Source organism: Microvirga splendida, from assembly GCF_016427565.1.
GTDB lineage: Bacteria > Pseudomonadota > Alphaproteobacteria > Rhizobiales > Beijerinckiaceae > Microvirga > Microvirga splendida.
This window is the reverse complement of sequence record NZ_JAELXT010000032.1, coordinates 1-20,702: the sequence shown is the minus strand read 5'-3', so window position 1 is coordinate 20,702 and position 20,702 is coordinate 1. Positions and strand designations below refer to the sequence as shown.

Genomic DNA, 20,702 nt, shown 5'->3' with positions numbered 1-20,702 from the left:
ATGAATTCGCTGAATGTCGGCATCATCGGATGCGGCAACATCTCGGGCATCTATCTGCAGAACATTCCGGCCTATCGCGGCCTCACCCTGCGTGCCTGCGCGGACATGAGGCCGGAGGTCGCCCAGGCCCAGGCGAGCCGCCACGGCATTGAGGCCCTGACGGTCGATCAGCTCCTGGCCCGCGACGACATCGATCTCGTGGTCAACCTCACCGTGCCGGCCGCCCATTTCGGTGTCTCGCTCGCAGCTCTCAGTGCGGGCAAGCACGTGTTCTCCGAGAAGCCTCTCGCGGTCGACTTCGAGCAGGGCCGCAGGCTCGTGGACGAGGCGGAGGCCCGTGGCCTTCATCTCGGCTGCGCTCCCGACACGTTCCTCGGCGCCGGCGGGCGGCTCGCCCGCAAGCTCGTCGACGACGGCGGCATCGGGCGCATCCTGTCAGGAGCGGCCTTCCTCATGTCGCACGGCATGGAGCACTGGCATCCGGACCCGGAATTCTTCTTCAAGCCCGGCGGCGGCCCTATCCTCGACATGGCGCCTTATTATCTCAGCACGCTCATCAACCTGATCGGCCCGGTGCAGCGCGTCTTCGCCATGTCGAGCATCGGTTACCCTGAACGCATCGTGACGGCGGAATCGCCCCGCAAGGGCCACAGCATCACGGTCGAAACACCGACTCATGTGACGGCCCTGCTCGAATTCGCCTCGGGCGCGCAGGTCACCTTCTGCATGAGCTGGGATGTATGGAAGCACAGTCATCCGGCCATCGAGATCTACGGCTCAGAGGGGTCGCTGCGCGTGCCGGATCCGAACTTCTTCGGCGGTCATGTGGAGGTCACTGAGCGCGGTGGGGACTGGCGCGCAGTCGATTCGGGCGAGATGCCGCTAGGCGTTCCCAACTGGCGCTCGCCCAACTGGGCGCCCGATGTGCCGAACAAAGCCAATTACCGGGCACTCGGTCTCGCCGATCTTGCCAGCGCGGTCCTGAACGGCACGCCGCATCGCTCCAGCGGGCGCCTGGGCCTGCACGTTCTCGAGGTCATGCACAGCATTCTCGAAGGCGCCGCAACCGGTCAGCCCAGGGCGATCACCACTACCCTCGAACGTCCGGCGCCTCTGGAGGACGCGGACGCCTCGATCCTCTGGAAAGGCCTTCCTCAGACGGCAACCGCCGCCTGAGACATCCGGCGATTACGGGAAGATAGAACGATGCGGGAAGCACTCATCGTGTGGGGCGGGTGGCATGGGCATGAGCCGGAGCAATGCGCCGGGATCGTCGCCGGTATGCTGCAGGAAGAGGGCTTCAGGGTGCACCTGGAGACCTCGACCCGCGCCTTCGCCAGCCCTCAACTTTCCACGATGAGCCTCATCGTGCCGATCTTCACCATGTCGAAGATCGAGAAGGATGAAGTCGCCAATCTCTCGCAGGCTGTCCGCGAAGGCACCGGCCTCGCCGGTTTCCACGGCGGCATGGGCGATGCGTTCCGGGAGGCGGTCGAGTACCAGTTCATGTGCGGCGGCCAGTGGGTGGCTCATCCGGGCAACATCATCGATTACCGGGTCAACATCACCCGGCCCGACGACCCGATCATGGAGGGCATCGGCGACTTCGACTACCGGTCCGAGCAGTACTACATGCATGTGGACCCGTCGAACGAGGTTCTCGCGACCACCACCTTCTCCGGCGAGCATGCGTCTTGGATCGACGGCGTGGTGATGCCGGTTGTCTGGAAGCGCCGTCACGGCCAGGGACGCGTGTTCTACAGCTCCCTCGGCCATGTAGCGAAGGAATTCGAGGTGCCGGAGATGCGCACGATCCTGAGGCGCGGCATGGTCTGGGCGGCTCGGGACTGAACGGCCTGCCCTCAGGCCTGACGGGGCCGCAATGGCAGCACGTTCGATCCGCCGCCCGAATGGGAGATCAGCAGACGCAGTTCCCGCTCGAGCTCCGCAGGATGATAAGGCTTGCTCAGGATCGGAAAGCCCTCCTGCGCCGCGCGCTCGACCGAGTCGCTGTAGCCCGTCGCCAGCAGGATCGGAATACCAGGCCAGCGCTGCCGGGCGATCCGGGCCAGATCCAAGCCGTCCATTCCTCCCGGCATGACGAGATCGGAGAAGATGGCGTCGAACCGCGCATCCCGCTCCAGGAACTGGAACGCTTCCTGAGCGGTCGCGCAATGCTCCACCTGATGTCCCTGCTCGCGCAGCAAGGCGATGGCGAATTCGGCGACCTGTGAGTTGTCCTCAACCAGCAGGATGCGTGAGGCCTGAAGGGGGCTTGCCGGAAGGGGCTCCTTGTCCGTTCGCTTGAGCAGGAGGGTGACGGTCGTTCCACGGCCGACCTCGCTCTTGATGTCGACCGCTCCGCCGGATTGCTGAACGAAGCCGTAGACTTGGGCCAGCCCCAGACCTGTCCCCCGCCCGATGGGCTTCGTCGTGAAGAACGGCTCGAAGACCTTCTGCAGGACGTCCGGCGCGATGCCTGTTCCCGTGTCGCTCACCTCAACGGACACGAACTCGACCGGCCCGTCGTTGTGAGAGACGGTGTTCCGGACGCACAATGTGAGCTTGCCGCCCTTTGGCATCGCGTCGCGCGCATTGGCTGCCAGATTGATGAGAACCGCCTGCAGCTGCGCGGGGTCGACCTCGACGGCCCACAGGCCCTCCGCGAAATCCATCTCGAGCGTGATGTCCCCCCGCAGGGACTGCGCCAGCATGTCTCCCATGCCGCCGATCAGGTCCTTCAGGTCGACAACCTCGGGCTTCAGCGGCTGGCGCCGTGAGAAGGCAAGCAGTTGCGAGGTCAGCCTGCGCCCATGCTCGACCGCATTGGTGGCGTTGTCGATCAGTCGCGGAGCGCGATCGGGCTTCGCGCGCCTCAACATGTCGAGGTTGCCCATCACCACCGTCAGCAGGTTGTTGAAGTCATGGGCGATGCCTCCGGTGAGCTGCCCGACAGCCTCAAGGCGCTGCACCTGGCGCAGTTGCTCTTCCATGCGCCGCTGTTCTGAGAGATCGATGGACGTCACGAAGATCTTCGTGACCTGCCCCTGTTCGTCGAGCAGGGGGACGAGGACGGTCCGGCGGACGACTTCCCCAACCGGCACCTTTCCGGTCACCTCGAAATCGACGATCGTCTTCGTGGCGACACAGGTGCGGTAATGCCCGGAGACGTATTCGGCCGTCTCGGGCGCAAAGATCTCCCTGGGCATTTTCCCGACGAACTCATCCCGGGCGAATCCCAGAGACGTGAGCAATGCCGAATTGGCATCTTCATAAACGAAGCGATTGTTTGGATAGACTCCGATGACCGCGAGATTGAACGGCGAATGCTCGAAGAGCGTGCTGTACCTGTCCCGACTCTGTCGTAGCTCGGCTTCGGTCTCCTTCTCGTGCGTAATGTCCCGCAGGGAGCCGAGCACCCGCATGGCCGGTTCGTCCCCTTCGAGAATGGGAGCGAGGGTCGTCATCCATATGCCCCGGCGCACAGGGAACGTGTAATTCTGCTCGTAGACCGTCAGGTGCCCGGATGTTAGGCACTCGCGCACGCGCGCTTCGATGACGGGCCATTGATCGGACGGCAGAATGTCCCTCAGGTCCCGGCCGACGATCTCGGCAGACGCCTTGCCGATGAGCTGCTCCACCACTGGGTTGCATGCCTCGATCACGATCCTCCCATGGGACAGCAGCTTGAAGACAAAGACGCCATTCGCACTGACCCGGAAGACGCCGGCATAGAGCGCCTCGCGCTCGGCAAGAGCCACTTGGCTTTCCCGCAGGCTCGCGTTGACCGCTTCGAGCTCCCGCGTCCGCTCCTCGACGCGAAGCGCCAGGCTTTCCTTGACCTCTCTGAGACTGCCATAGGCCTCATCGCGCTCGGCGGTCTGCTGGCGCAGGACCTCGCGCGTGCTCTCGAGGGCATGTCGCAGCACCGCGGTTTCCCTGAATTCTACGCCGGTCGAACGGAGAGGCGCCTCGAAGCGCCCATCCTGCAGCGCCAGGGCATCCCTTGCCAGGGCCTCGACCGGGCGGGTGATGCGCCGGGTGACGTGAAACGCCAGGGCGGCCCCCAGGGCAAGAAGCACGCTCCCTGCAGCCGCCAGGGCAAGGGCAAGATCGTGCCCCCCGGCATCAAACTCCGAATTCGGAAGGGCCACGATTGTCGACCACCCCGAGGACGGGGATCGGGACAGGGCCAGGATCATGGCCTCCCTGTCGAGGGATATGCCTTCGAAGACCCCCTGCTCCAGTCCCGACTGGATACGCTGCACATTATCCTGTGTCGCGGGCCTGCCGACGAATGGCTCCGGGTTTCGGGAGCGAGCCACGATCGTGCCGTTCCGGTCCAGGATCGCACCGATCCAGGTTGGCGGCAGGCGCTGATCGGAGAGAATTCGTCCGACGACTGTCGCCGGCACGATGACCGAGATGTAACGTGGCGAGCCATCGTCGAGAATGACCAGGGTATCGACGCCGACGGTCGGCTGCTTCGCAACCACTCCCGTGAAGAGGTTGCTGACCCTCACCTGCCCGGGCGTGATGCCCTTCCAGTGATCCTGCACCGGCAGTTCAGGCAGGGCTGCGCCGGGCGTCAAGCGGGTGTTGACCACCTGCCGCCCCGGTTCTTCGACCACGACCCAGGCCTCCGGCAGGCGCGTCGCCCGGCGCGCGAGGGCATCGAAGGCCGCATGGTCCTTGCTCTGGAGGACGGGCGAAGCGGCCAAGGCCCACAAAAGCGCCTCCGCCTGCCCGAACTGCCGATCCAGGACCAGCGACAGGGCACGCCCGGTTTCGAGCATATGCTTCCGGATTTCCTCACGGTCCCGGTAGTACCCGGTGTAGAGGGCAAGAGCCGCCGCGGCGAAAGTCGGCAGCAGCAGGGCAAAGACGATCAGGAGCAGGCGCACCCTCAAGGACGGCAGCCGGGGCTTGCTCCCATGCAACCCGACCTGCGGCGCCCAATCCTGCCTGTGAACCACGCCCGCCCCTAGATTTGTTGCACTTATAGTCCAAGGCTTAAGGCAAGAGGCCTATCGGGTCGAGCCTGCAGATGGTTGACGGCCAATGAAGATGGCCGAGCCCGCCTCTACAGCTTCGAAGCAGAGAAGTATTAGCACTGGTGAGATGAGGATGGCTGGGGCGCCAGGATTCGAACCTGGGAATGGCGGTACCAAAAACCGCTGCCTTACCACTTGGCGACGCCCCATTAGGTGTGGCGTGTACATAATCGGCCCAAACGCGGCTGGCAACACCGTTTTGCAGATGGTCCAATCGTACAGGAAAGGCGCAAATCTCCCCTTGCGGCCGCCCCACCTCACGGCTATAAGACCGGCCTCCCGGGAATTTCTCGGTGTCGGAGTGTAGCGCAGTCTGGTAGCGCACCACGTTCGGGACGTGGGGGTCGCAGGTTCAAATCCTGCCACTCCGACCAACACTTAGCAGAAATTCAAGACCCCTCCCCGCCAGTTTCCGCGATAGACACGGTCTGGCGTTCCGCCTCCGTTCTGGTCACGGGTTCGACCCCCCCTCCAACCTTGGGAGGGCACGGAATGAGTGACACCTATCTCGACGTGCTGACGAGGATTGCCGAGCAGGCGGCGGTCCGAGCCGTCCTGCGGGCCATGCTGGAGCCGCCCGAGGCCATGCAACAGCGCTCGCCCAAGCGTCTCGGCGGCCATAGCACCCTGATGACGTGTGAAAAGATGCCTCGACGAGGCGTCATTGCTCCTCTGAAGATTTCAGCTTATGGGTCGAAGCCATAACCTAACGTTAGGTAATGGGGGCTTGGATGGCTAAGTTTACGTGGTCTGGAACCAGCGGGTTTCACCTTTATGACTTCAATCTGAGCTGGCTCGGCGAAGCGGATAGCTACGCGCGTTCTTCGACAAGCTTCAAGGCGATATATGGTCCGCTCAAGCGCTCCTGGGACAAGTTTGAGGGCTATGGCTTCACCTATGATGCCGATGGCATTCCAACCGGCGGAACCGTCACCAGCTATACGGGCGTTGAAGGCGGCCGCAAAACCTCCTCGCTGACCGGCGTCAAACTCTCGGTGACAAAGCTGGTCGATGCCGCTTCGACATACTCGACCAGTGACGATCTCAGCATCCTGAGGTCAGCTTTGTCGGGGCGCGACCAGATCACAGGGGGTCGCTACGACGATCATCTGAGCGGGTTCGGTGGGAACGATACGTTGACCGGCGGAGGTGGCGGGGACTGGCTCTCCGGCGGCAAGGGAGCCGATCGCTTCGTCTTCAGGACAGTGTCGGAATCCAAAGGCTACAACAACGACTACATCACCGACTTCTCGCGTTCTCAACGCGACAAGATCGATCTCTCGAAAATCGACGCCAAGGCGGGAATTTCAGGCAATCAGGCCTTCACGTTTATCGGCATGGCCGAGTTCTCAAGCAACAAAGGCGAGTTGCGCTACGATGAGTATGGCGGTGACGCCTATATCGAAGCAGATGTGAACGGGGATGCAGTGGCTGATTTTGAGCTGACCCTCGCCAACGTCGCCGTTGTTACAAAGAGCTATTTCATTCTCTAGGGCGGGGCGGAGGGCGCTTGAAGGCGCCCCTCCTGAACGCCCTGGCGTTCAGGAGGGGCGCGTCGACAGGCAAAGAAAAGACCGCCCGAGGGCGGTCTTGCTTACGGCAGCCTCAATGCGTCGAGAAGCGCCCGTCTTCCTGATAAGCCTCGTAATGCAGGGTCTGAGCCGGGATCGCCTCGAGCTGACGCGGCGCCCTCGGCCAATCCTGCACGGCCTCACTGGTTTGTGGCATGTAGCGGGGGCGGAAGCGCAGGTCGACGAGGCTGCGCAACTCGGGTGCTGCGAGATCCAGCACATTGGCGTCCCGCCAGCGGCGGTGCAGCTTGGTCTTGCCCGTCATCCGGCCCCAGAGGCCAGCCACCTCCTCCTCGACCTGCAGCACAATGCGCCCGGTCCAAGTCTTGCGCAGATTAAACCGTCCCGTCAGAGCCATTTCACGCTCCCAACTCTTTCAATCACTTCAAAATCTGAGCGCCGAAGCTGCGGCTGCTTAAGCTTTCGCGTCTAAAATCCGCGACTCCGGCGCTCGGTTGAATCCATTCCTTTAGCCAATGCCTTTGCGAACCAAGGGTTCCGGCACAGATACCCATCAACCATCAATGTCGCACCCACGATGTGCGGCAGGGCACGGGCGGCATTCTGAGAAAGTATTGAGACGGGAAATACAAGAATTCAGGAGGTGGGACGGTCGACCTTTAGGAGAGAGCCAGCATCCCGTGTTTTGAAAGCCCTTCGAGAGAGGGAATACTTTCCGAAAAATTCAACCCCGCCGCGGCTTGGACGTGAGGTCGATGGTGACGAGTTGCCCGGTCTTGGGATCAAGGATGGTCATGAAGGCCTCCTGTTGTGTTGGCACAGGAGAAACGCCGCAGGACCGCGACGGATCAAACCGTCTTGTGAACGTGGTAAGCAAGTCGTTACTGCAAGCTTGACTTTGGAGACTGGGCGCATCGTGCCCGAACTTGTATCGGAATGGCTCCCTCCCCGGCCGGTCGGCTGCGCCGATCGCCCTCCCCACAATCCGGAGACTGACCGATGAACACAGCTCATCTCGAGACCGTTTGGGCGCCGCGCCTTCTCAGCATCCTGCGCATCGTCGCAGCGCTCATCTTCATGGCGCATGGCACGCAGAAGCTGCTCGGCTTTCCTGCCTCTCCCAATCCCGGCCCTGAAGCCTTCAGCCTGCCCTGGATTGCCGGCGTGCTCGAACTCTTCGGCGGAGCGCTGCTGATCCCCGGTCTCTTCGTGCGCCCGGTGGCCTTCATCCTCTCCGGACTGATGGCCTTCGCCTATTGGCTCGCCCATGCGCCGCGCAGCCCCTACCCGGTGCTGAACGGGGGCGACGCCGCGATCCTCTATTGCTTCGTGTTCCTGTTCCTCGCAGCCGCCGGCGGCGGTGTGTGGAGCCTGGATCGCGCCATGCGCAAAGCTTGATGCCTCCAGCACTGGGTGAGAGGCGATAAGCCTCTCACCTACTCCGACTTCGTGCCCGTGGGTCGGCGCAGGCGCTCGTCCTCCACTTCGACATGGAGCGTGCCGTCGCTGTCGTTCTCGCCGCTGTCGTCGAGCGGAACCGGCATGAGATCCGTCATGAGCCCCGTGGTCGTCGAGGCTGCGGCTCCGATGGGAGGAGCCGGGGCATCGTCGCGACGCGTCCGCTCCCCGCTGGGCTCGATCTCGCCTTCGTCGTCCAGGATGCTCACCACTCTGTCCGCCTGCGCCTCGTCGACCTTGACGGTCACGAGCGCTCCGCCGCGGCGCACCCCTTCCGCATAATTGCGAGCTTCCTCGTCCGTGAGGCCGGCATCGGCCAATGCGCCCGCAAGACCGCCCACCGCGGCGCCGGCACCGGCACCGACCAGGGTCGAGACGATCCACCCGGCAGCGATCACCGGCCCGAAGCCCGGAACGGCGACCGTGCCGAGCCCGGCCAGAAGGCCCGCGCCGGCTCCCGCGACCGATCCGGCCGCCGCCGTGGCGCCGGCAAAGGAATGCGCGGATCCGTCCGGTTCGAACGACCGTGATGCATGATGCGTATAGGCATCATTGAAGTTGTTGGACACGAGGCTGATCTCGAAATCCGGAAGGCGGGCTGCCTCGAGCCGCTGCACCGCCCTTGCGGCCTCATCGTAGGTGTCGAAGAAGGCGGTGATTTTGCGCTCGGTCATGGCGGCCCTCGGGTCGTTTGCTTCCTGGAGGCTAATGAGCGGCTCCCGGTGCGGTTCCCTGCGCGGCCATGACACCTTCCGCCGGCCTCAACTCCCTGGTAGGTTCAAGCAAAAGGTGCCCGAAAAGGGCGTTTGGGGGCTTCCCGTCATGAGACATATCCACCTCGACGATGGCTTGCGGCTGCGCTTTCCCGGCCGCAGCGAGGATTTCGACCAGGGCGTCGAGATCGGCATGATCGCTGTGCTGATGGACCAGGGTTGCCCTGAGTTCTCGCGCTGGATCGCCCGCACCAACCTCAGCCAGGTTCAGGCCATCGCCAAGCAGATGGGCTACCGCATCGAGGAAGGCGGCGGGGACGAGGAATGGGTGGACGTCACCTTCCTCGACGGCACGGTCAAGGCTAAGCCGAAGCTCAGGCTGGTGCATTCGGCCGGCTGAACGCCGCCAGCGCACTCCCTTCTCAATCCCGAAAAAGAAGAAGCCGCCCGGAGGCGGCTTCAGAAGGCTGTTGCTTGAAGGCAGATCAAGCCTTGCTGCCACGACGGGTCACGGACCAAGCGGCCTGCATGAGGGCCACGGCCAGGGCGGTCTTGACGAGGGTGGCGGCCACGAATGGAGCGGCGCCGACCGTCCAGGCCTTCGCGAACGGCATCACCAGGGACAGCTGAGCGAGGCCGAAGGCGAAGATCACCGCGTGGCCGATGGTCATCATCACGATGACGCGCAGGAGCGAACGGTCCCAGCCGCGCTCGGCCATGAAGCCCATCACGAGAGCAGCAGCCACGAAGCCGAACAGGAAGCCGCCGGTGGGGCTCATGAAGTATCCGATGCCAGCTGCCAAGGGAGGCGTGTTGGCGAAAACCGGCATGCCCATGGCGCCCTCAGCCAGATAAAGAGCAACGGTCGCGCCGCCGAGGCGCCAGCCATAGGACGCGCCGATCATCAGCACGACCAGGGTCTGCAGCGTCATCGGAACGTAAGGCAGCGGCACCTGGACCTTCGCCGAGATGGTGAGAAGCGCCGTGCCGACGACCATCAGGACGAGGGCGCGAAGCGCAACGAAGCGGGCATCATCCCGCGACGGCCAGAGGAGGCCGACGAGGGTCGAGGGAGAAGACAGCGAAGGGGCGCTGGTCGTCATACGGGCAATCTCCAGGTCATTCCGCCATGCGCGCGGCGGCTCATGAAGCCTTATAGGAGGGTCCGGCCCGTGCCTCAAGCCGCGTATCGAGCATTCGCCGGGACTGTGGACACCCTTTAGTTCAAGACAGGGCGCGGAAAAGTCAGGTCCCCTTTTCCGCCCGATGCGCTAGGAAACGGGAGATGGCCTGACGGCAGCTGCAAGGACCTCCGATGGCAGACGACCTCACCTTCGACACCCGCCCTCCGGCCCGGGCTGAGGAATGCGTGCGCGTGAGCCCGCTCGTCCGCCGGATCGTCGCCGGCAATCCCGGCCCCATCACCTTCACGGGCACCTGCAGCTACATCGTCGGCACCGGGAATGTCGCCATCATCGACCCAGGCCCCGACATCGCCGGACATATCGAGGCGCTCCTCGACGCCGTTCGCGGCGAGACGGTCACCCATATCCTCGTCACCCACACCCACAAGGACCATTCTCCTGCGGCAGCCGCCCTCAAGGCCGCCACGGGTGCTGCCATCGTGGGCTGTGCTCCCCATCGCAGCGCCCGCCCCCTGTTCTCCGGCGAGGTCAACACGCTGGAGGCGAGCTCCGACAAGGATTACGCGCCCGATCGGGAGATGGGTGAAGGCGATGCCGTGGAAGGCCCCGGCTGGACGCTCGAGGCGCTCGCCACGCCGGGCCACATGGCCAACCACCTCGCCTTCGTGCTGCCGGAGGAGAAGGCGTTGTTCTCCGGCGATCACGTGATGGCCTGGTCAACCACGGTGGTTGCCCCACCCGACGGCTCCATGAGCGAGTTCATGGCCTCCCTCGACAAGCTCAGGGGCCGCGAGGAGAATCTCTACTGGCCGGGCCATGGCGGGCCGGTGCAGGAGCCGCAGCGCTTCGTGCGCGCCCTTCTCCACCATCGCCGCCAGCGGGAGGCTTCGATCCTCAACCGGCTGAGAGCCGGCGACCGGACGATTCCTCAGATCGTCGCCGCCATCTACCAGGGCCTGAACCCGGCCCTTGTCGGCGCCGCGGGGCTGTCCGTCTTTGCCCACCTGGAGGACCTGGTCGCGAAGGGGCAGGCAGCAGTCGACGGCCTTCCTGCCCTCGACAGCGAATATCGCCCTGTCTGAAAGGGCGATCAGCGCACCGCTATCGCCAGATCGGAAGCCTCTTCGAGGAAGTCGCGGATATGGTCCGCGTTGGCGCCCAGATCGTGATGGCCGACGCGGGAGGCCGAGCGGATATCGATGCGCGTCCCGTCGACACGCGGGCGGACCCGAACCGTGATGTCGTAGGGCACCCTGAGGATCAGCGACCGCTCGACCGCCTCCAGGCGCCCAAGGCCGGCACGCCCACCCGGCGGCACGGCTTCGACCACGCGCCAACCGAGATTGTCGGCCGCCTTGCGCACGATGGCAAAGGCCTCGTCCGGGCCGATGTCGAGGGTGAGAGGCGCGATCTGAACATAGGACGCCCGCTGCATCTCCCGCGCCTCCGGCGGCACATCAGGAGGGACGCGCCCGTCACGAGCCTCGAGCGCAGCCCGGGAGCGGGAGAAGCCCGGCGGGTCGTCCGTGTCGGTGGTCACGTCGGCGATCGCCGGCAGGGTCATGGCCTTGAGCGCCATGAATCCGGGATAGGCCAGAACCAGCAAGGCGACGATCAATCCCTTGATGGCGCTTCCCAGTCCCCGTCGTCCCTCCTGCCAGATCCGGATGAACCCGGCCAGGGCGCACAGAACCGCTACCAGCGCAATCGCGATGCCTGCGCCCAGGGCGATGAAGCCGGATTGGTAATCGATCCGGCCGAAGCGGATCAGCAGCACCGCCAGGATGGTCACGGCGAGCGCGAACCAGGCCAGTGTGGGCGACCACTTCGCCGGACGCGAGTAAGGTTCTTCGATGATGAGACGGCGCATCAGGTGGTCTTACAAATCTCTTTGAGCGCGCGCCACTGCTCCTGATCGAGAAGCGGCGCGCCTTGCCGTTGCGGCACCTGTTTTTCCAAAGCTTTCAGCCGTTGATCGGTGACGGGATGGGTGGAGAGAAAAGCCGGGATGCCGGAATCGTTCCCGTCCTCATCGTCTTCACCCTCGATCCGCTTGAGCAGCAGGGCCATGGGATGGGCAGGACGCCCGAGTGCCGTCATGGTGCGCCCCGCAAAATGATCGGCAGCCACCTCCGCCTCCCGGGAATAGGCACTGTCCACGAGGTAGCGGCTCACCACCACGATGGCGCCGCCTCCGGTGACATCGCCCAGCAGCAGGCCGAGGAGGTAGGACGTGCCGCCCGCCTGGATCAGCTTGCGCAGCCCGTCCCGGTGGGCGACATGGCCGATCTCGTGGGCCAGCACCCCGGCGATCTCGTCGACGGATTCCGCCTCGTTGAGAAGCGCCTTGAACAGATAGATCCGCCCTCCCGGCAGGGCGATGGCGTTCGGCACCTTCGATTCGAGCACCAGCACATCGACATCGACCTGCGATCCCTGTGCTCCCCGCAACTGGCCGACGAGCCCTTCGAGGGCCGCGAGGCCCTGCGGATTCTTGCAGATCTTGCCGCTGAAGATCGTGCGGATCTGGTTGTCGACCGCCGTGCCGAGGCGGCGCTCGTACGACGGCGGAATGAGCGGCGTCAGCCGGTCGGCCAGGATCGGGAGCAGGAAGAAGACGCAGAGCAGGATCGAGACCGCCGCCGCGGCGGACCAGAACAGGATCCGGCCCGTTCTCTCCCGATGATCGGTGTCGCCGAGATGCCTGCAATGCTGCCTGATCGCCGCCTGCGTTTCCGTATCCGCGATGTCGAGACGGACGAGGGAGGATGCTCCCTCGCGCGTCAGCCGCAGAATGCCGTCAGGCGCATCGCGCCTTCTGACCTCGCGGACAGGCCAGGAGGCGATCCATTCAGGCCCTTCGTGAAGATCGATGGACGATGGGGTGATCCTGACCGAAACCGTTCTGCGACGGGCGCTCTCGCCGTCATAGAACACCGCATCCGCCATCGCTCACCTCATATGCCGACGCTGAAATCGAGCGCGTCGGCCAATCCTTCGCCGAGAACGCCGGCCGGCTGCCCGGCGGCCAATGCAGCATCCACCGCCTGCAGGTTGGTCACCGTCGTGGAGGTCACGATCGCAGCCCACAGGCCCCGTCCGAGGAAGTAGCGCTGGAGGACGCCGAGACCGAGCAGGGCAACCAGATAGCCGAGGACAGACAGGACGCCAATGCCGAACGCCGTCAATGAAGACTCCTTCATCTCCGCGGCAAGATTGGCCAAGGAGGAGGCGAAGCCGAAAACGACTAGTCCTACCACAAGGCCGAACGCGATCAGGAAGCCGAGAGAGGAAAAGATCAGCTTGAAGATCAGGCCATAATACGTTCCGGTTCGGAAACTGCTGGCTGCAGCGACATCGCCGAAGCGCAGACCGTCGATGTGCCAGCGGGTGAAGATTGCCATCGCCGCGGGCACGAGAGCCAGGACGAGCAGTCCGACGAGACCCGCTAGGCCCTGCAAGGCGGGCTTGCCGCTCCCTGTGGCAATGTTTGAAGCGACGAATATGAAAAAGCTAAAGGCCAGAAGAACAAGCCCCAACGCCCAGACCCACCAACCGCGCTTGAACAGGGACCAGCCGGTTCCGACGAAATCCCCCTGGATGTTGCCGAAATAGGTGTGGCGCATCCGGTAGCGCTCGAGGGAGGCCATGGCCCATGGGAGCGCAAGGCCGAGCGTGAGCAGGGTCGCGAAATCCCACAGGATGGCCCGGACGGCATAGGCCCAGCCGGAGCCCTTCATCCAGAAGCGAACGCCCCGGAAGATCGTCCGGCTTGCCCGGTACTTGCGGGCGCGGTAGGCGCCGAAATGAGCCAGCACATACATGATGACCACGAGCGGCACGCTGGCGAACGCGTACTGCTCTTCTAGGAAGATGCCTAGGATGGCATAGGCGATGTAGAGGGGGACGAGAACCGCCAACGCAACGAGGAAGCCGATCAGCAGCTCCTTCGCCGTGCCGGTATACTCGAAAGCTTCCCCGTCGATCTGCGTGTTCGCCCACAGGTGCCGCCGCAGCTTCGTGATCAACCAGAAGCGATAGAAGCCGAAGGTCGGAATCTGGAAAAGGCTTCCGGTGATCAGAAGCCTGAGGAAGTCCCCGCCCCTGCCCGAAAAGGACATGGACGTGTTTTGCGGACTGGGCTGCGCCGGAGGCAGATCGACGGACAGGGAGGCGGTCATGATGGGAACTCGTTGATGGTCGTCATGCTCTACCACAGATATGGAACATTAGAACATGCGACTCAGGCAACCTCCTCCTTTGCTCCACTGGAAAGACGCCGGAGGAGCCCGTTCGTCGATGCCGCCAGAGGTGACGGCGGGAATGGTCTCGATGTAAACTATCCGTCTTGTACCTGGAGTCCGAAACCTTGACGTCCCCCTCCTCTGCCCCTGCCGAGATCGAAGCTGCCGATCCCTTAAGGATCTGGTTCCGGATCATCCGTCTGAACCGGCGAGCAACGAATGCAGTGGCGGCGGAGTTGAAGGCGCTCGGCCTGTCGATCCCCCAGTTCGACCTGCTGTCCACGCTGACCGAGCGCGAGGGCCTGAGCCAGCAGGAGTTGGCGGAACGGCTGTATGTAACCAAGGGCAATGTCTCGGGTCTGCTCGACCGCATGGTCGAGGCCGGCCTCGTGGAGCGGCGCGCGATCCCGGGCGACCGGCGTTCCAATGCCCTTTATCTTACGCCCAAGGGGCGCGACCTCGCCAATCAGGGGATTGCGGCCCAGCGCTCCTATGTGATGCGAACCCTCGGAACGCTGCCGCCGCAGGACCTCGTCGAGTTGGAACGGATCGTGCTGGCATGGCGCGACCGGGCGCGGGCTGACGAGGACGCCTCGCCCGCCAAGCCGCGGTAGGATTCCGATGTTCGACGCGGTGGCCTTCGCGGGCGGCGGCAACCGGTGCTACTGGCAGGGGGGCTTCTGGGAGGCGGCCGCGCCGCTGCTCGGATTGAAGCCGGAGATGGTGGTCGGCGTGAGCGCAGGCGCATGGTCCGCCTGCTACAGCCTTCTCGGCCTCGGGCGGAAGGTCAACGAAATGGTGGCCGAAGGCTGCAGCCTCGGGCGCCGCAATTTCGAATGGCGCGCCTGGCGCAGCGAGGGCTCGCCTTGGCCCGTCTCGCTCATGTATCGCAGCCTGATCGAGAGCATCATCGACGAGCCGGCCCTGGAGCGCCTGAAACAGGGTCCCAGCGTCCTCATCGGTCTTGCCCGCAAGCCGCAGCGCCTGCCCCTGTCGCTCGCCGTTCCGCTGGGCATCGCCACCTACCAGATCGAGAAGAGATGGCGCTCTCCCGTCCACCCGAGAGGCGGCCGCGCCCTCGGCTTTCGCCCGGAATTCGTGCGCGTGCAGGATCTGGCCTCCCCGGCGGAGCTCTCCGCAGCCCTGATGGCGAGCGCCAGCGTGCCGCCCTTCATGCCGGTCGGGCGCATCGGCGGCATGGCGGCCCTCGACGGCGGCCTCGTCGACAACGTGCCGACGGAGCCGCTGCTCCCGGTGGAGGACCAGGGCGGCAGGACTCTCGTGATCCTCTCCCGGCTCTACCGGGCTCATCCCACGGTGAAGGGCCGCACCTACATCCAGCCCTCCCAGCCGGTCCCTATCGGACAGTTCGACATCACCAACCCGGCCGGGATCCGCAGGGCTTACGAGATGGGATTACGCGACGGCGAGAGCTTTGCAAAAGGTGTGGCTGCGCACAGCTTCTGAAGAAGCGTCTCTGTAGAACACGCCCAGGTGCCGCAACGACAAGACAGGAAGTATTCATGCCCGAGCCAGCAGGAATACTGCACCGTTAAGCGTTGATTCACCTTGCGACCTGCATCTGCAGCCAAGCCAACACATGACCACCGGTCTGCCGCAAAGCGGTCACAGCCCTGGAGATCATGAAGGCAGGTTGCAGAGACGGCCCGTGATTTCCAGAGAGGATCCATGACCCAGCACGCTCCAAGCCGAGACGCCAGTTCAGACCGAGAGAAGGCCGCCCAGTCCATTCCGGCCTTCAAGGACGTCGCCCTGCCGGCTCTCGCGGCCGCCGTTCAGGCCGCCAAGCGGCAGCCGAACCGCCCGAAAGTCTCCGAGCTTCCCGCCTTCCTGCGCAAGGAAGCCGTACTGGGCCAGTAGCTCAAAGCAAGAGAGCGCCCGAGGGGCGCTCTTTTCATGTCGGCGTTCCGTCTGCCCTGTGGCCTTACCGGACGATGACCTTCGTGTTCACCGGCACGCGGTTGTAGAGGTCGATCACGTCGATGTTGCGCATCCGGATGCAGCCCGAGGACACGGCGAAGCCGATCTTCTCCGGCTCGTTGGTGCCGTGGATGCGGTAGAGGGTGTCCTTGTTGCCCTCGTAGAGATAGAGCGCGCGAGCCCCGAGCGGGTTTTCCGGGCCGCCCTTGGTGTATTGGACATGCGGCCAGCGCGCCTTCATCTCGGGCGGCGGGCTCCAGTTCGGCCACTCGGCCTTGCGGGCGATGGTGGCCGTGCCGGTCCAGCCATAGGCTTCGTCGCCGACCGCCACGCCGTAGCGGATCGCCTTCCTGTTGGGCTGCACGAGATAGAGCTGGCGCTCCTTCGTATCGACCACGATTGTGCCCGGCGCCTCGCCGGTCGGATCGTCGATGAGGTAGCGGCCGAAGCGCGGGTCTTCCTCGGCCTTCGGAATCTGCGCCAGCCATTCGGCATCCCGCGATGAAACCTGCGGGTCGGGAACACCCTTGTAACTGCAGCCGGCCAGCGCCGTCATTATTGCCAAAAGAAGGGGCAGACTCAAAAAACGCATCGTGCGAAGCTCTGAAGACTCAGCGGAACTGAGGTGAAGGATGGTTTCAGGCGGGTTTATAGACCGGGAGGTCCTTAGGCGAATCGAAACGCACCATGGCACGGCTCCGCGCCGGAAGGTGTTGCATTGCAACAACATGGACAGACCCATCTGACGCTGCGACAGTGGCGGCGGTTCCTCACCCAAGAAAATTCATGACCACGCTTTATATCGCCCACCCGGCCTGCCTCGATCATCAGACGCCCTTCGGCCACCCGGAGCGCCCTGACCGCATCCGCGCCATCGAGCGCGCCCTTGAGAAGGAGCGGTTCACATCGCTCATCCGCGAGCAGGCGCCGATGGCCGAGACGGACAGCCTCGCCCTCGCCCATCCGGAGGACTACATCCGCCGCCTGCGCGACATGAGTCCTCGTGAGGGGCTCGTCCGGATCGACGAGGACACGGTGATGTCCCCCGGCACCTACGAGGCGGCCCTGCGTGGCGCCGGCGGCGCGGTGCTCGCCGTCGACGAGGTGATGACCGGCAAGGCGAGGAACGCCTTCGTGGCCATGCGCCCGCCGGGTCATCACGCCGAGCACGTCCGGGCCATGGGCTTCTGCTTCTTCAACAACGCGGCGATCGCGGCCCGTCATGCGCAGCGCAAGCACGGCGCCGAGCGGGTGGCGATCTTCGACTGGGACGTGCATCACGGCAACGGCACGCAGGACATCTTCTGGTCGGACGAGACCGTTCTCTACTGCTCGACCCACGAGGCGCCGCTCTATCCCGGCACGGGCGCCCTGTCCGAGACGGGCGAGCACGGCACCATCGTCAATGCGCCCCTGAGCGCCGGCGAAGGGTCTGAGGCCTTCCGCGAGGCTGTGGACACCGTCATAGCGCCGCGCATTCACGACTTCGCCCCCGATCTCATCATCATCTCGGCAGGCTTCGATGCCCATTGGCGCGATCCGCTCGCCAGCCTCAACCTGACCGAGTCGGATTTCGCCTGGGCGACGCAGAAGCTGATGGACCTGGCCGACCGCCATTGCGGCCAGCGGATCGTGTCGGTTCTGGAGGGCGGCTACGACCTCGAAGGCTTGGCGAAATCGACGGCCTTCCACCTCGACGCGCTCATGGGGCGCGAGACGGGGGCCTGATCTTAAAGTTTAGTCACTGTCATTCCGGGGTGGCCAGAGGCCGAGCCCGGAATCCATAAACGCCAAGTGTCATTCCCGGCCGGAGATGGCGCAGCCATCGGAGGGGAAGGGAATCCACTCGCAGGCTCAGCACTATGGATCCCCTTCCCTCGCTCCGCTCGCCGGGAATGACACTGGGAGGCAGCCCCTCACCCCTCGATCGGCTCCTGACCCAGAAGCTCGATGCCGAAGCCGGAGAGGCCCACGTAGGAGCGGCTCGAGGTCGCGAGGTTGCGGATCGACATGACGCCGAGATCCCTGAGGATCTGCGCCCCGAGGCCGATCTCGCGCCACTGGCTCGAGCGTATGGCCTCCGATTCCGTCTCCTCGGTTTCGGCAAAAGACGTGGTCGGTACGCCCGCCGTTCCGTCTCGCAGGTAGACGAGAACGCCCCTGCCCTCCTTCACGAAGCGCTGCAGGGAGGCGTTCACCGCCTTGCCGCCCTCGAACACATCGGTGAGCGCATTGGCCCTGTGCAGGCGCACGGGGATGTTGGTGCCGTCGCCGATGCGCCCATGCACGAGAGCGATGTGCTGCACGCTGTCGAAGGGCGTCGAATAGGCGTAGCCCGTGAACGAGCCCCATTGCGTCTCCACCGGGAACGTGGCGATGCGCTCCACGAGCTTTTCCCGCGCCTGGCGATAGGCAATCAGGTCCGCGACCGAGATGCGCTTCAGGTTGTGGGTTTCGGCGAAGGCATCGATCTGCCGGCCCTTCATCACCGTGCCGTCGTCGTTCGCCAGCTCGCAGATCACGCCCACCGGCGGCAGGTTCGCGAGCTTGCACAGGTCGACGGCGGCTTCCGTGTGGCCCGAGCGCATGAGCACGCCGCCATCCTTGGCGATCAGCGGGAACACGTGGCCGGGGCGCACGAAATCGGCCGCCCCCATGTTGTTGTTGGCCAGCGCCCGCACCGTGTTCGAGCGCTGCTCGGCCGAGATGCCGGTGGTCAGCCCGTGCTTCACGTCGACAGTGACCGTGAAGGCGGTGCCGAGCGGCGCGTCGTTCGAGGCGACCATCGGATCGAGGCGCAGGCGGCGGGCTTCCGAGGCGGTGAGCGGCGCGCAGACGATGCCGCAGGTGTTGCGGATGATGAAGGCCATCTTCTCCGGCGTGCAGAGGGAGGCGGCGACGATGAGGTCGCCCTCGTTCTCGCGGTCGTCGTCGTCCGTGACGATGACGATTTCACCGCGGGCGAACGCCTCGATGGCGTCGGTGACGGAATTGGGCATCAGGGCCTCCTTGGCGGCCGGGGGCAGGAAGTCGTTGGGGGTGACGGCGCCACGGGTTTCACGGGCGATCAGATCCGCCGTGTCCCGCGAGAGCCAAGCCTGTTCGGAATTGCACATCTGGGTGATGGCGCCGGGCGTGACGCCGATCCGCCGCGCGAATTCCACGCGCGAGACGCCGTTGCGGGTGAGCCAATCAGCCAGTTTCATGCCGATGGCTTAGCCGATGGCCAGATTTTAGTAAAACTAAAATCTGCATGTCTGCCCTTGCAACACCGTAGGGCGGGTCGGCCTATGAGGTGGTCAGACCTCGAACGGCCAGGCCGCATTCTGCCCCACCTGCCCCCGATGACGCAGGACGTGGTCGGCCAGGACGCAGGCGACCATGGCCTCACCCACGGGCACGGCCCGGATTCCGACGCAGGGGTCGTGGCGGCCCTTGGTCATCACCTCGGCCTCGGCGCCGGAGCGGGTGACGCTGGCGCGGGGCGTGAGAATCGAGGAGGTGGGCTTCACGGCAAAGCGGCAGACCACCGGCTGGCCCGTGGAGATGCCCCCGAGCACGCCGCCGGCGTGGTTCGACAGAAATGTCGGCACGCCGCCGTTGCCGGGGCGCATCTCGTCCGCATTGTCCTCGCCGCGCAGGGCTGCTGCGGCAAAGCCGTCGCCGATCTCCACGCCCTTGACCGCATTGATCGACATGAGCGCGGAGGCGAGGTCGGAATCGAGCTTGCCGTAAATCGGAGCACCGAGACCCGGCGGCACGCCCTCGGCGACGATCTCGATGACGGCCCCGATGGAGGAGCCGGCCTTGCGCAGGCCGTCGAGATACCCTTCGTAGAACTGGGCCGCCTTGGCGTCGGGGCAGAAGAACGGGTTGCGGGCGATCTCGTCCCAGTCCCAGTTGCCCCGGTCGATGGCATGCGGGCCCATCTGCACCAGGGCGCCGCGGATGGTGATCCCGGCCAGCACCTTGCGGGCGATGGCGCCGGCGGCGACGCGTGCTGCCGTCTCGCGGGCCGAGGAGCGGCCGCCGCCGCGATAATCGCGGATGCCGTATTTCACATCGTAGGTGAAATCCGCGTGGCCCGGACGGTAGGCGTTCTTGATCTCGGAGTAGTCCTTGGAGCGCTGGTCCACGTTCTCGATTATCAGCGCGATGGGCGTGCCGGTGGTAACCTGCCGGCCAGTGCGCTCGTCGGTGAAGACACCCGAGAGGATCTTCACCTGATCCGGCTCCTGGCGCTGCGTCGTGAACCGCGACTGCCCCGGCCGGCGCCGGTCGAGCTCCGCCTGGATCTCGGCGGCCTCCAGCGGGATCATCGGCGGGCAGCCATCGACCACGCAGCCGAGGGCCGGCCCGTGGCTTTCGCCGAAGGTGGTGACGCGGAACAGGTGACCGAAGGTGTTGTGGGACATGGCGCTTCTTCGAGGTTCAGGGCGTCATAAGACCAAAGCGCGCGGGTGTCACGCCGGCCATGAGGTGGATCGATGTCAAAGAGCCAGCACCTGTGGGCCCGCAGCTTGCGCTGCGAGCCTGAAGGGTTGGTCGAGGGTGGCGCGTCGGGCAGCCCGGCTCGCTGTGTGATGGTGAATGGAAGAGCCAGACTGCCTCTTCG

The 20,702-nt window shown here is 64.8% G+C and carries 21 protein-coding genes and 2 tRNA genes; 12 read left to right on the top strand and 11 right to left on the bottom strand.

Annotated elements, in window-relative coordinates; all coding sequences use genetic code 11:
- Positions 1-1,176: a Gfo/Idh/MocA family protein gene (locus tag JAO75_RS20700; protein ID WP_199051042.1), complete on the top strand. Its 1,176-nt coding sequence runs from the start codon at positions 1-3 to the stop codon at positions 1,174-1,176.
- A 30-nt stretch (positions 1,177-1,206) separates the two neighbouring features.
- On the top strand, positions 1,207-1,851 hold the full coding sequence (locus JAO75_RS20695) for a ThuA domain-containing protein (RefSeq protein WP_199051041.1): 645 nt from the start codon (positions 1,207-1,209) through the stop codon (positions 1,849-1,851).
- Between the two features lie 11 nt (positions 1,852-1,862).
- On the opposite strand, the gene JAO75_RS20690 is transcribed toward JAO75_RS20695, so the two are convergent.
- Positions 1,863-4,976 carry a PAS domain-containing protein gene (locus JAO75_RS20690; RefSeq protein ID WP_199051040.1) on the bottom strand — a complete coding sequence of 1,038 codons (3,114 nt, stop codon included), beginning with the start codon at positions 4,974-4,976 and terminating at the stop codon, positions 1,863-1,865.
- Between the two features lie 152 nt (positions 4,977-5,128).
- Positions 5,129-5,203, bottom strand: a tRNA-Gln gene (locus JAO75_RS20685).
- A gap of 148 nt (positions 5,204-5,351) precedes the next feature.
- Between JAO75_RS20685 and JAO75_RS20680 the strand changes: the two genes are divergently transcribed.
- From JAO75_RS20680 to JAO75_RS20670, 3 genes are all read left to right on the top strand, one after another.
- Positions 5,352-5,428: transfer RNA gene (locus JAO75_RS20680), tRNA-Pro, on the top strand.
- A 118-nt stretch (positions 5,429-5,546) separates the two neighbouring features.
- Complete coding sequence (locus tag JAO75_RS20675) at positions 5,547-5,759, top strand: hypothetical protein (RefSeq protein ID WP_199051039.1); 213 nt, start codon at positions 5,547-5,549, stop codon at positions 5,757-5,759.
- 26 nt (positions 5,760-5,785) lie between these two features.
- Positions 5,786-6,547 carry a M10 family metallopeptidase C-terminal domain-containing protein gene (locus JAO75_RS20670; RefSeq protein WP_199051038.1) on the top strand — a complete coding sequence of 254 codons (762 nt, stop codon included), beginning with the start codon at positions 5,786-5,788 and terminating at the stop codon, positions 6,545-6,547.
- A gap of 112 nt (positions 6,548-6,659) precedes the next feature.
- Here JAO75_RS20670 and JAO75_RS20665 read toward each other — a convergent pair whose 3' ends face one another.
- On the bottom strand, positions 6,660-6,983 hold the full coding sequence (locus JAO75_RS20665) for a hypothetical protein (RefSeq protein WP_199051037.1): 324 nt from the start codon (positions 6,981-6,983) through the stop codon (positions 6,660-6,662).
- A gap of 602 nt (positions 6,984-7,585) precedes the next feature.
- Here JAO75_RS20665 and JAO75_RS20660 point away from each other — a divergent pair.
- Complete coding sequence (locus tag JAO75_RS20660) at positions 7,586-7,984, top strand: DoxX family protein (protein ID WP_199051036.1); 399 nt, start codon at positions 7,586-7,588, stop codon at positions 7,982-7,984.
- 38 nt (positions 7,985-8,022) lie between these two features.
- On the opposite strand, the gene JAO75_RS20655 is transcribed toward JAO75_RS20660, so the two are convergent.
- On the bottom strand, positions 8,023-8,718 hold the full coding sequence (locus JAO75_RS20655; RefSeq protein ID WP_199051035.1) for a hypothetical protein: 696 nt from the start codon (positions 8,716-8,718) through the stop codon (positions 8,023-8,025).
- A 148-nt stretch (positions 8,719-8,866) separates the two neighbouring features.
- Between JAO75_RS20655 and JAO75_RS20650 the strand changes: the two genes are divergently transcribed.
- Positions 8,867-9,157, top strand: a complete 291-nt coding sequence (locus JAO75_RS20650) for a hypothetical protein (protein ID WP_199051034.1) — start codon at positions 8,867-8,869, stop codon at positions 9,155-9,157.
- 85 nt (positions 9,158-9,242) lie between these two features.
- Here the strand turns inward: JAO75_RS20650 and JAO75_RS20645 are convergent, their stop codons facing one another.
- Positions 9,243-9,860: a biotin transporter BioY gene (locus tag JAO75_RS20645; protein WP_199051033.1), complete on the bottom strand. Its 618-nt coding sequence runs from the start codon at positions 9,858-9,860 to the stop codon at positions 9,243-9,245.
- Between the two features lie 212 nt (positions 9,861-10,072).
- Between JAO75_RS20645 and JAO75_RS20640 the strand changes: the two genes are divergently transcribed.
- Positions 10,073-10,984, top strand: coding sequence for an MBL fold metallo-hydrolase (locus JAO75_RS20640; protein WP_199051032.1), 912 nt, complete (start codon positions 10,073-10,075; stop codon positions 10,982-10,984).
- An 8-nt stretch (positions 10,985-10,992) separates the two neighbouring features.
- On the opposite strand, the gene JAO75_RS20635 is transcribed toward JAO75_RS20640, so the two are convergent.
- The 3 genes from JAO75_RS20635 to JAO75_RS20625 are packed head-to-tail and all read right to left on the bottom strand — an operon-like array spanning position 10,993 to position 14,083.
- On the bottom strand, positions 10,993-11,772 hold the full coding sequence (locus JAO75_RS20635; RefSeq protein WP_199051031.1) for a DUF1499 domain-containing protein: 780 nt from the start codon (positions 11,770-11,772) through the stop codon (positions 10,993-10,995).
- Positions 11,772-12,851 carry a M48 family metallopeptidase gene (locus JAO75_RS20630; RefSeq protein WP_199051030.1) on the bottom strand — a complete coding sequence of 360 codons (1,080 nt, stop codon included), beginning with the start codon at positions 12,849-12,851 and terminating at the stop codon, positions 11,772-11,774. Before JAO75_RS20630 ends, JAO75_RS20635 begins: the two co-directional genes overlap by 1 nt.
- An 8-nt stretch (positions 12,852-12,859) precedes the next feature.
- Positions 12,860-14,083 (bottom strand): YjgN family protein, encoded by a 1,224-nt coding sequence (locus tag JAO75_RS20625; RefSeq protein WP_199051029.1) that lies wholly within the window; start codon positions 14,081-14,083, stop codon positions 12,860-12,862.
- Between the two features lie 188 nt (positions 14,084-14,271).
- On the opposite strand from JAO75_RS20625, the gene JAO75_RS20620 reads away from it, so the two are divergent.
- The 3 genes from JAO75_RS20620 to JAO75_RS20610 all read left to right on the top strand — a co-directional run bounded on the left by JAO75_RS20620 (position 14,272) and on the right by JAO75_RS20610 (position 16,027).
- Positions 14,272-14,760, top strand: coding sequence for a MarR family winged helix-turn-helix transcriptional regulator (locus tag JAO75_RS20620; RefSeq protein WP_199051028.1), 489 nt, complete (start codon positions 14,272-14,274; stop codon positions 14,758-14,760).
- Positions 14,761-14,767: 7 nt separating this feature from the next.
- On the top strand, positions 14,768-15,613 hold the full coding sequence (locus JAO75_RS20615; RefSeq protein WP_199051027.1) for a patatin-like phospholipase family protein: 846 nt from the start codon (positions 14,768-14,770) through the stop codon (positions 15,611-15,613).
- Between the two features lie 222 nt (positions 15,614-15,835).
- Positions 15,836-16,027, top strand: a complete 192-nt coding sequence (locus JAO75_RS20610; RefSeq protein WP_199051026.1) for a hypothetical protein — start codon at positions 15,836-15,838, stop codon at positions 16,025-16,027.
- A 64-nt stretch (positions 16,028-16,091) separates the two neighbouring features.
- Here JAO75_RS20610 and JAO75_RS20605 read toward each other — a convergent pair whose 3' ends face one another.
- The gene (locus JAO75_RS20605) at positions 16,092-16,643 is read right to left on the bottom strand and encodes a L,D-transpeptidase (RefSeq protein ID WP_425523210.1); all 552 of its coding nucleotides are present in this window, start codon (positions 16,641-16,643) and stop codon (positions 16,092-16,094) included.
- Between the two features lie 230 nt (positions 16,644-16,873).
- On the opposite strand from JAO75_RS20605, the gene JAO75_RS20600 reads away from it, so the two are divergent.
- Entirely contained in the window at positions 16,874-17,815 is a 942-nt protein-coding gene (locus JAO75_RS20600) for a histone deacetylase family protein (RefSeq protein WP_199051024.1), read from the top strand.
- A 188-nt stretch (positions 17,816-18,003) separates the two neighbouring features.
- Here the strand turns inward: JAO75_RS20600 and ribB are convergent, their stop codons facing one another.
- Both ribB and aroC read right to left on the bottom strand, forming a co-directional pair.
- A complete protein-coding gene (gene ribB, locus JAO75_RS20595; RefSeq protein ID WP_199051023.1) occupies positions 18,004-19,293 on the bottom strand; it encodes a 3,4-dihydroxy-2-butanone-4-phosphate synthase in 1,290 nt (429 codons plus the stop codon).
- A gap of 93 nt (positions 19,294-19,386) precedes the next feature.
- Positions 19,387-20,502 carry a chorismate synthase gene (gene aroC / locus JAO75_RS20590; RefSeq protein WP_199051022.1) on the bottom strand — a complete coding sequence of 372 codons (1,116 nt, stop codon included), beginning with the start codon at positions 20,500-20,502 and terminating at the stop codon, positions 19,387-19,389.
- Positions 20,503-20,702 lie beyond the last annotated feature (200 nt).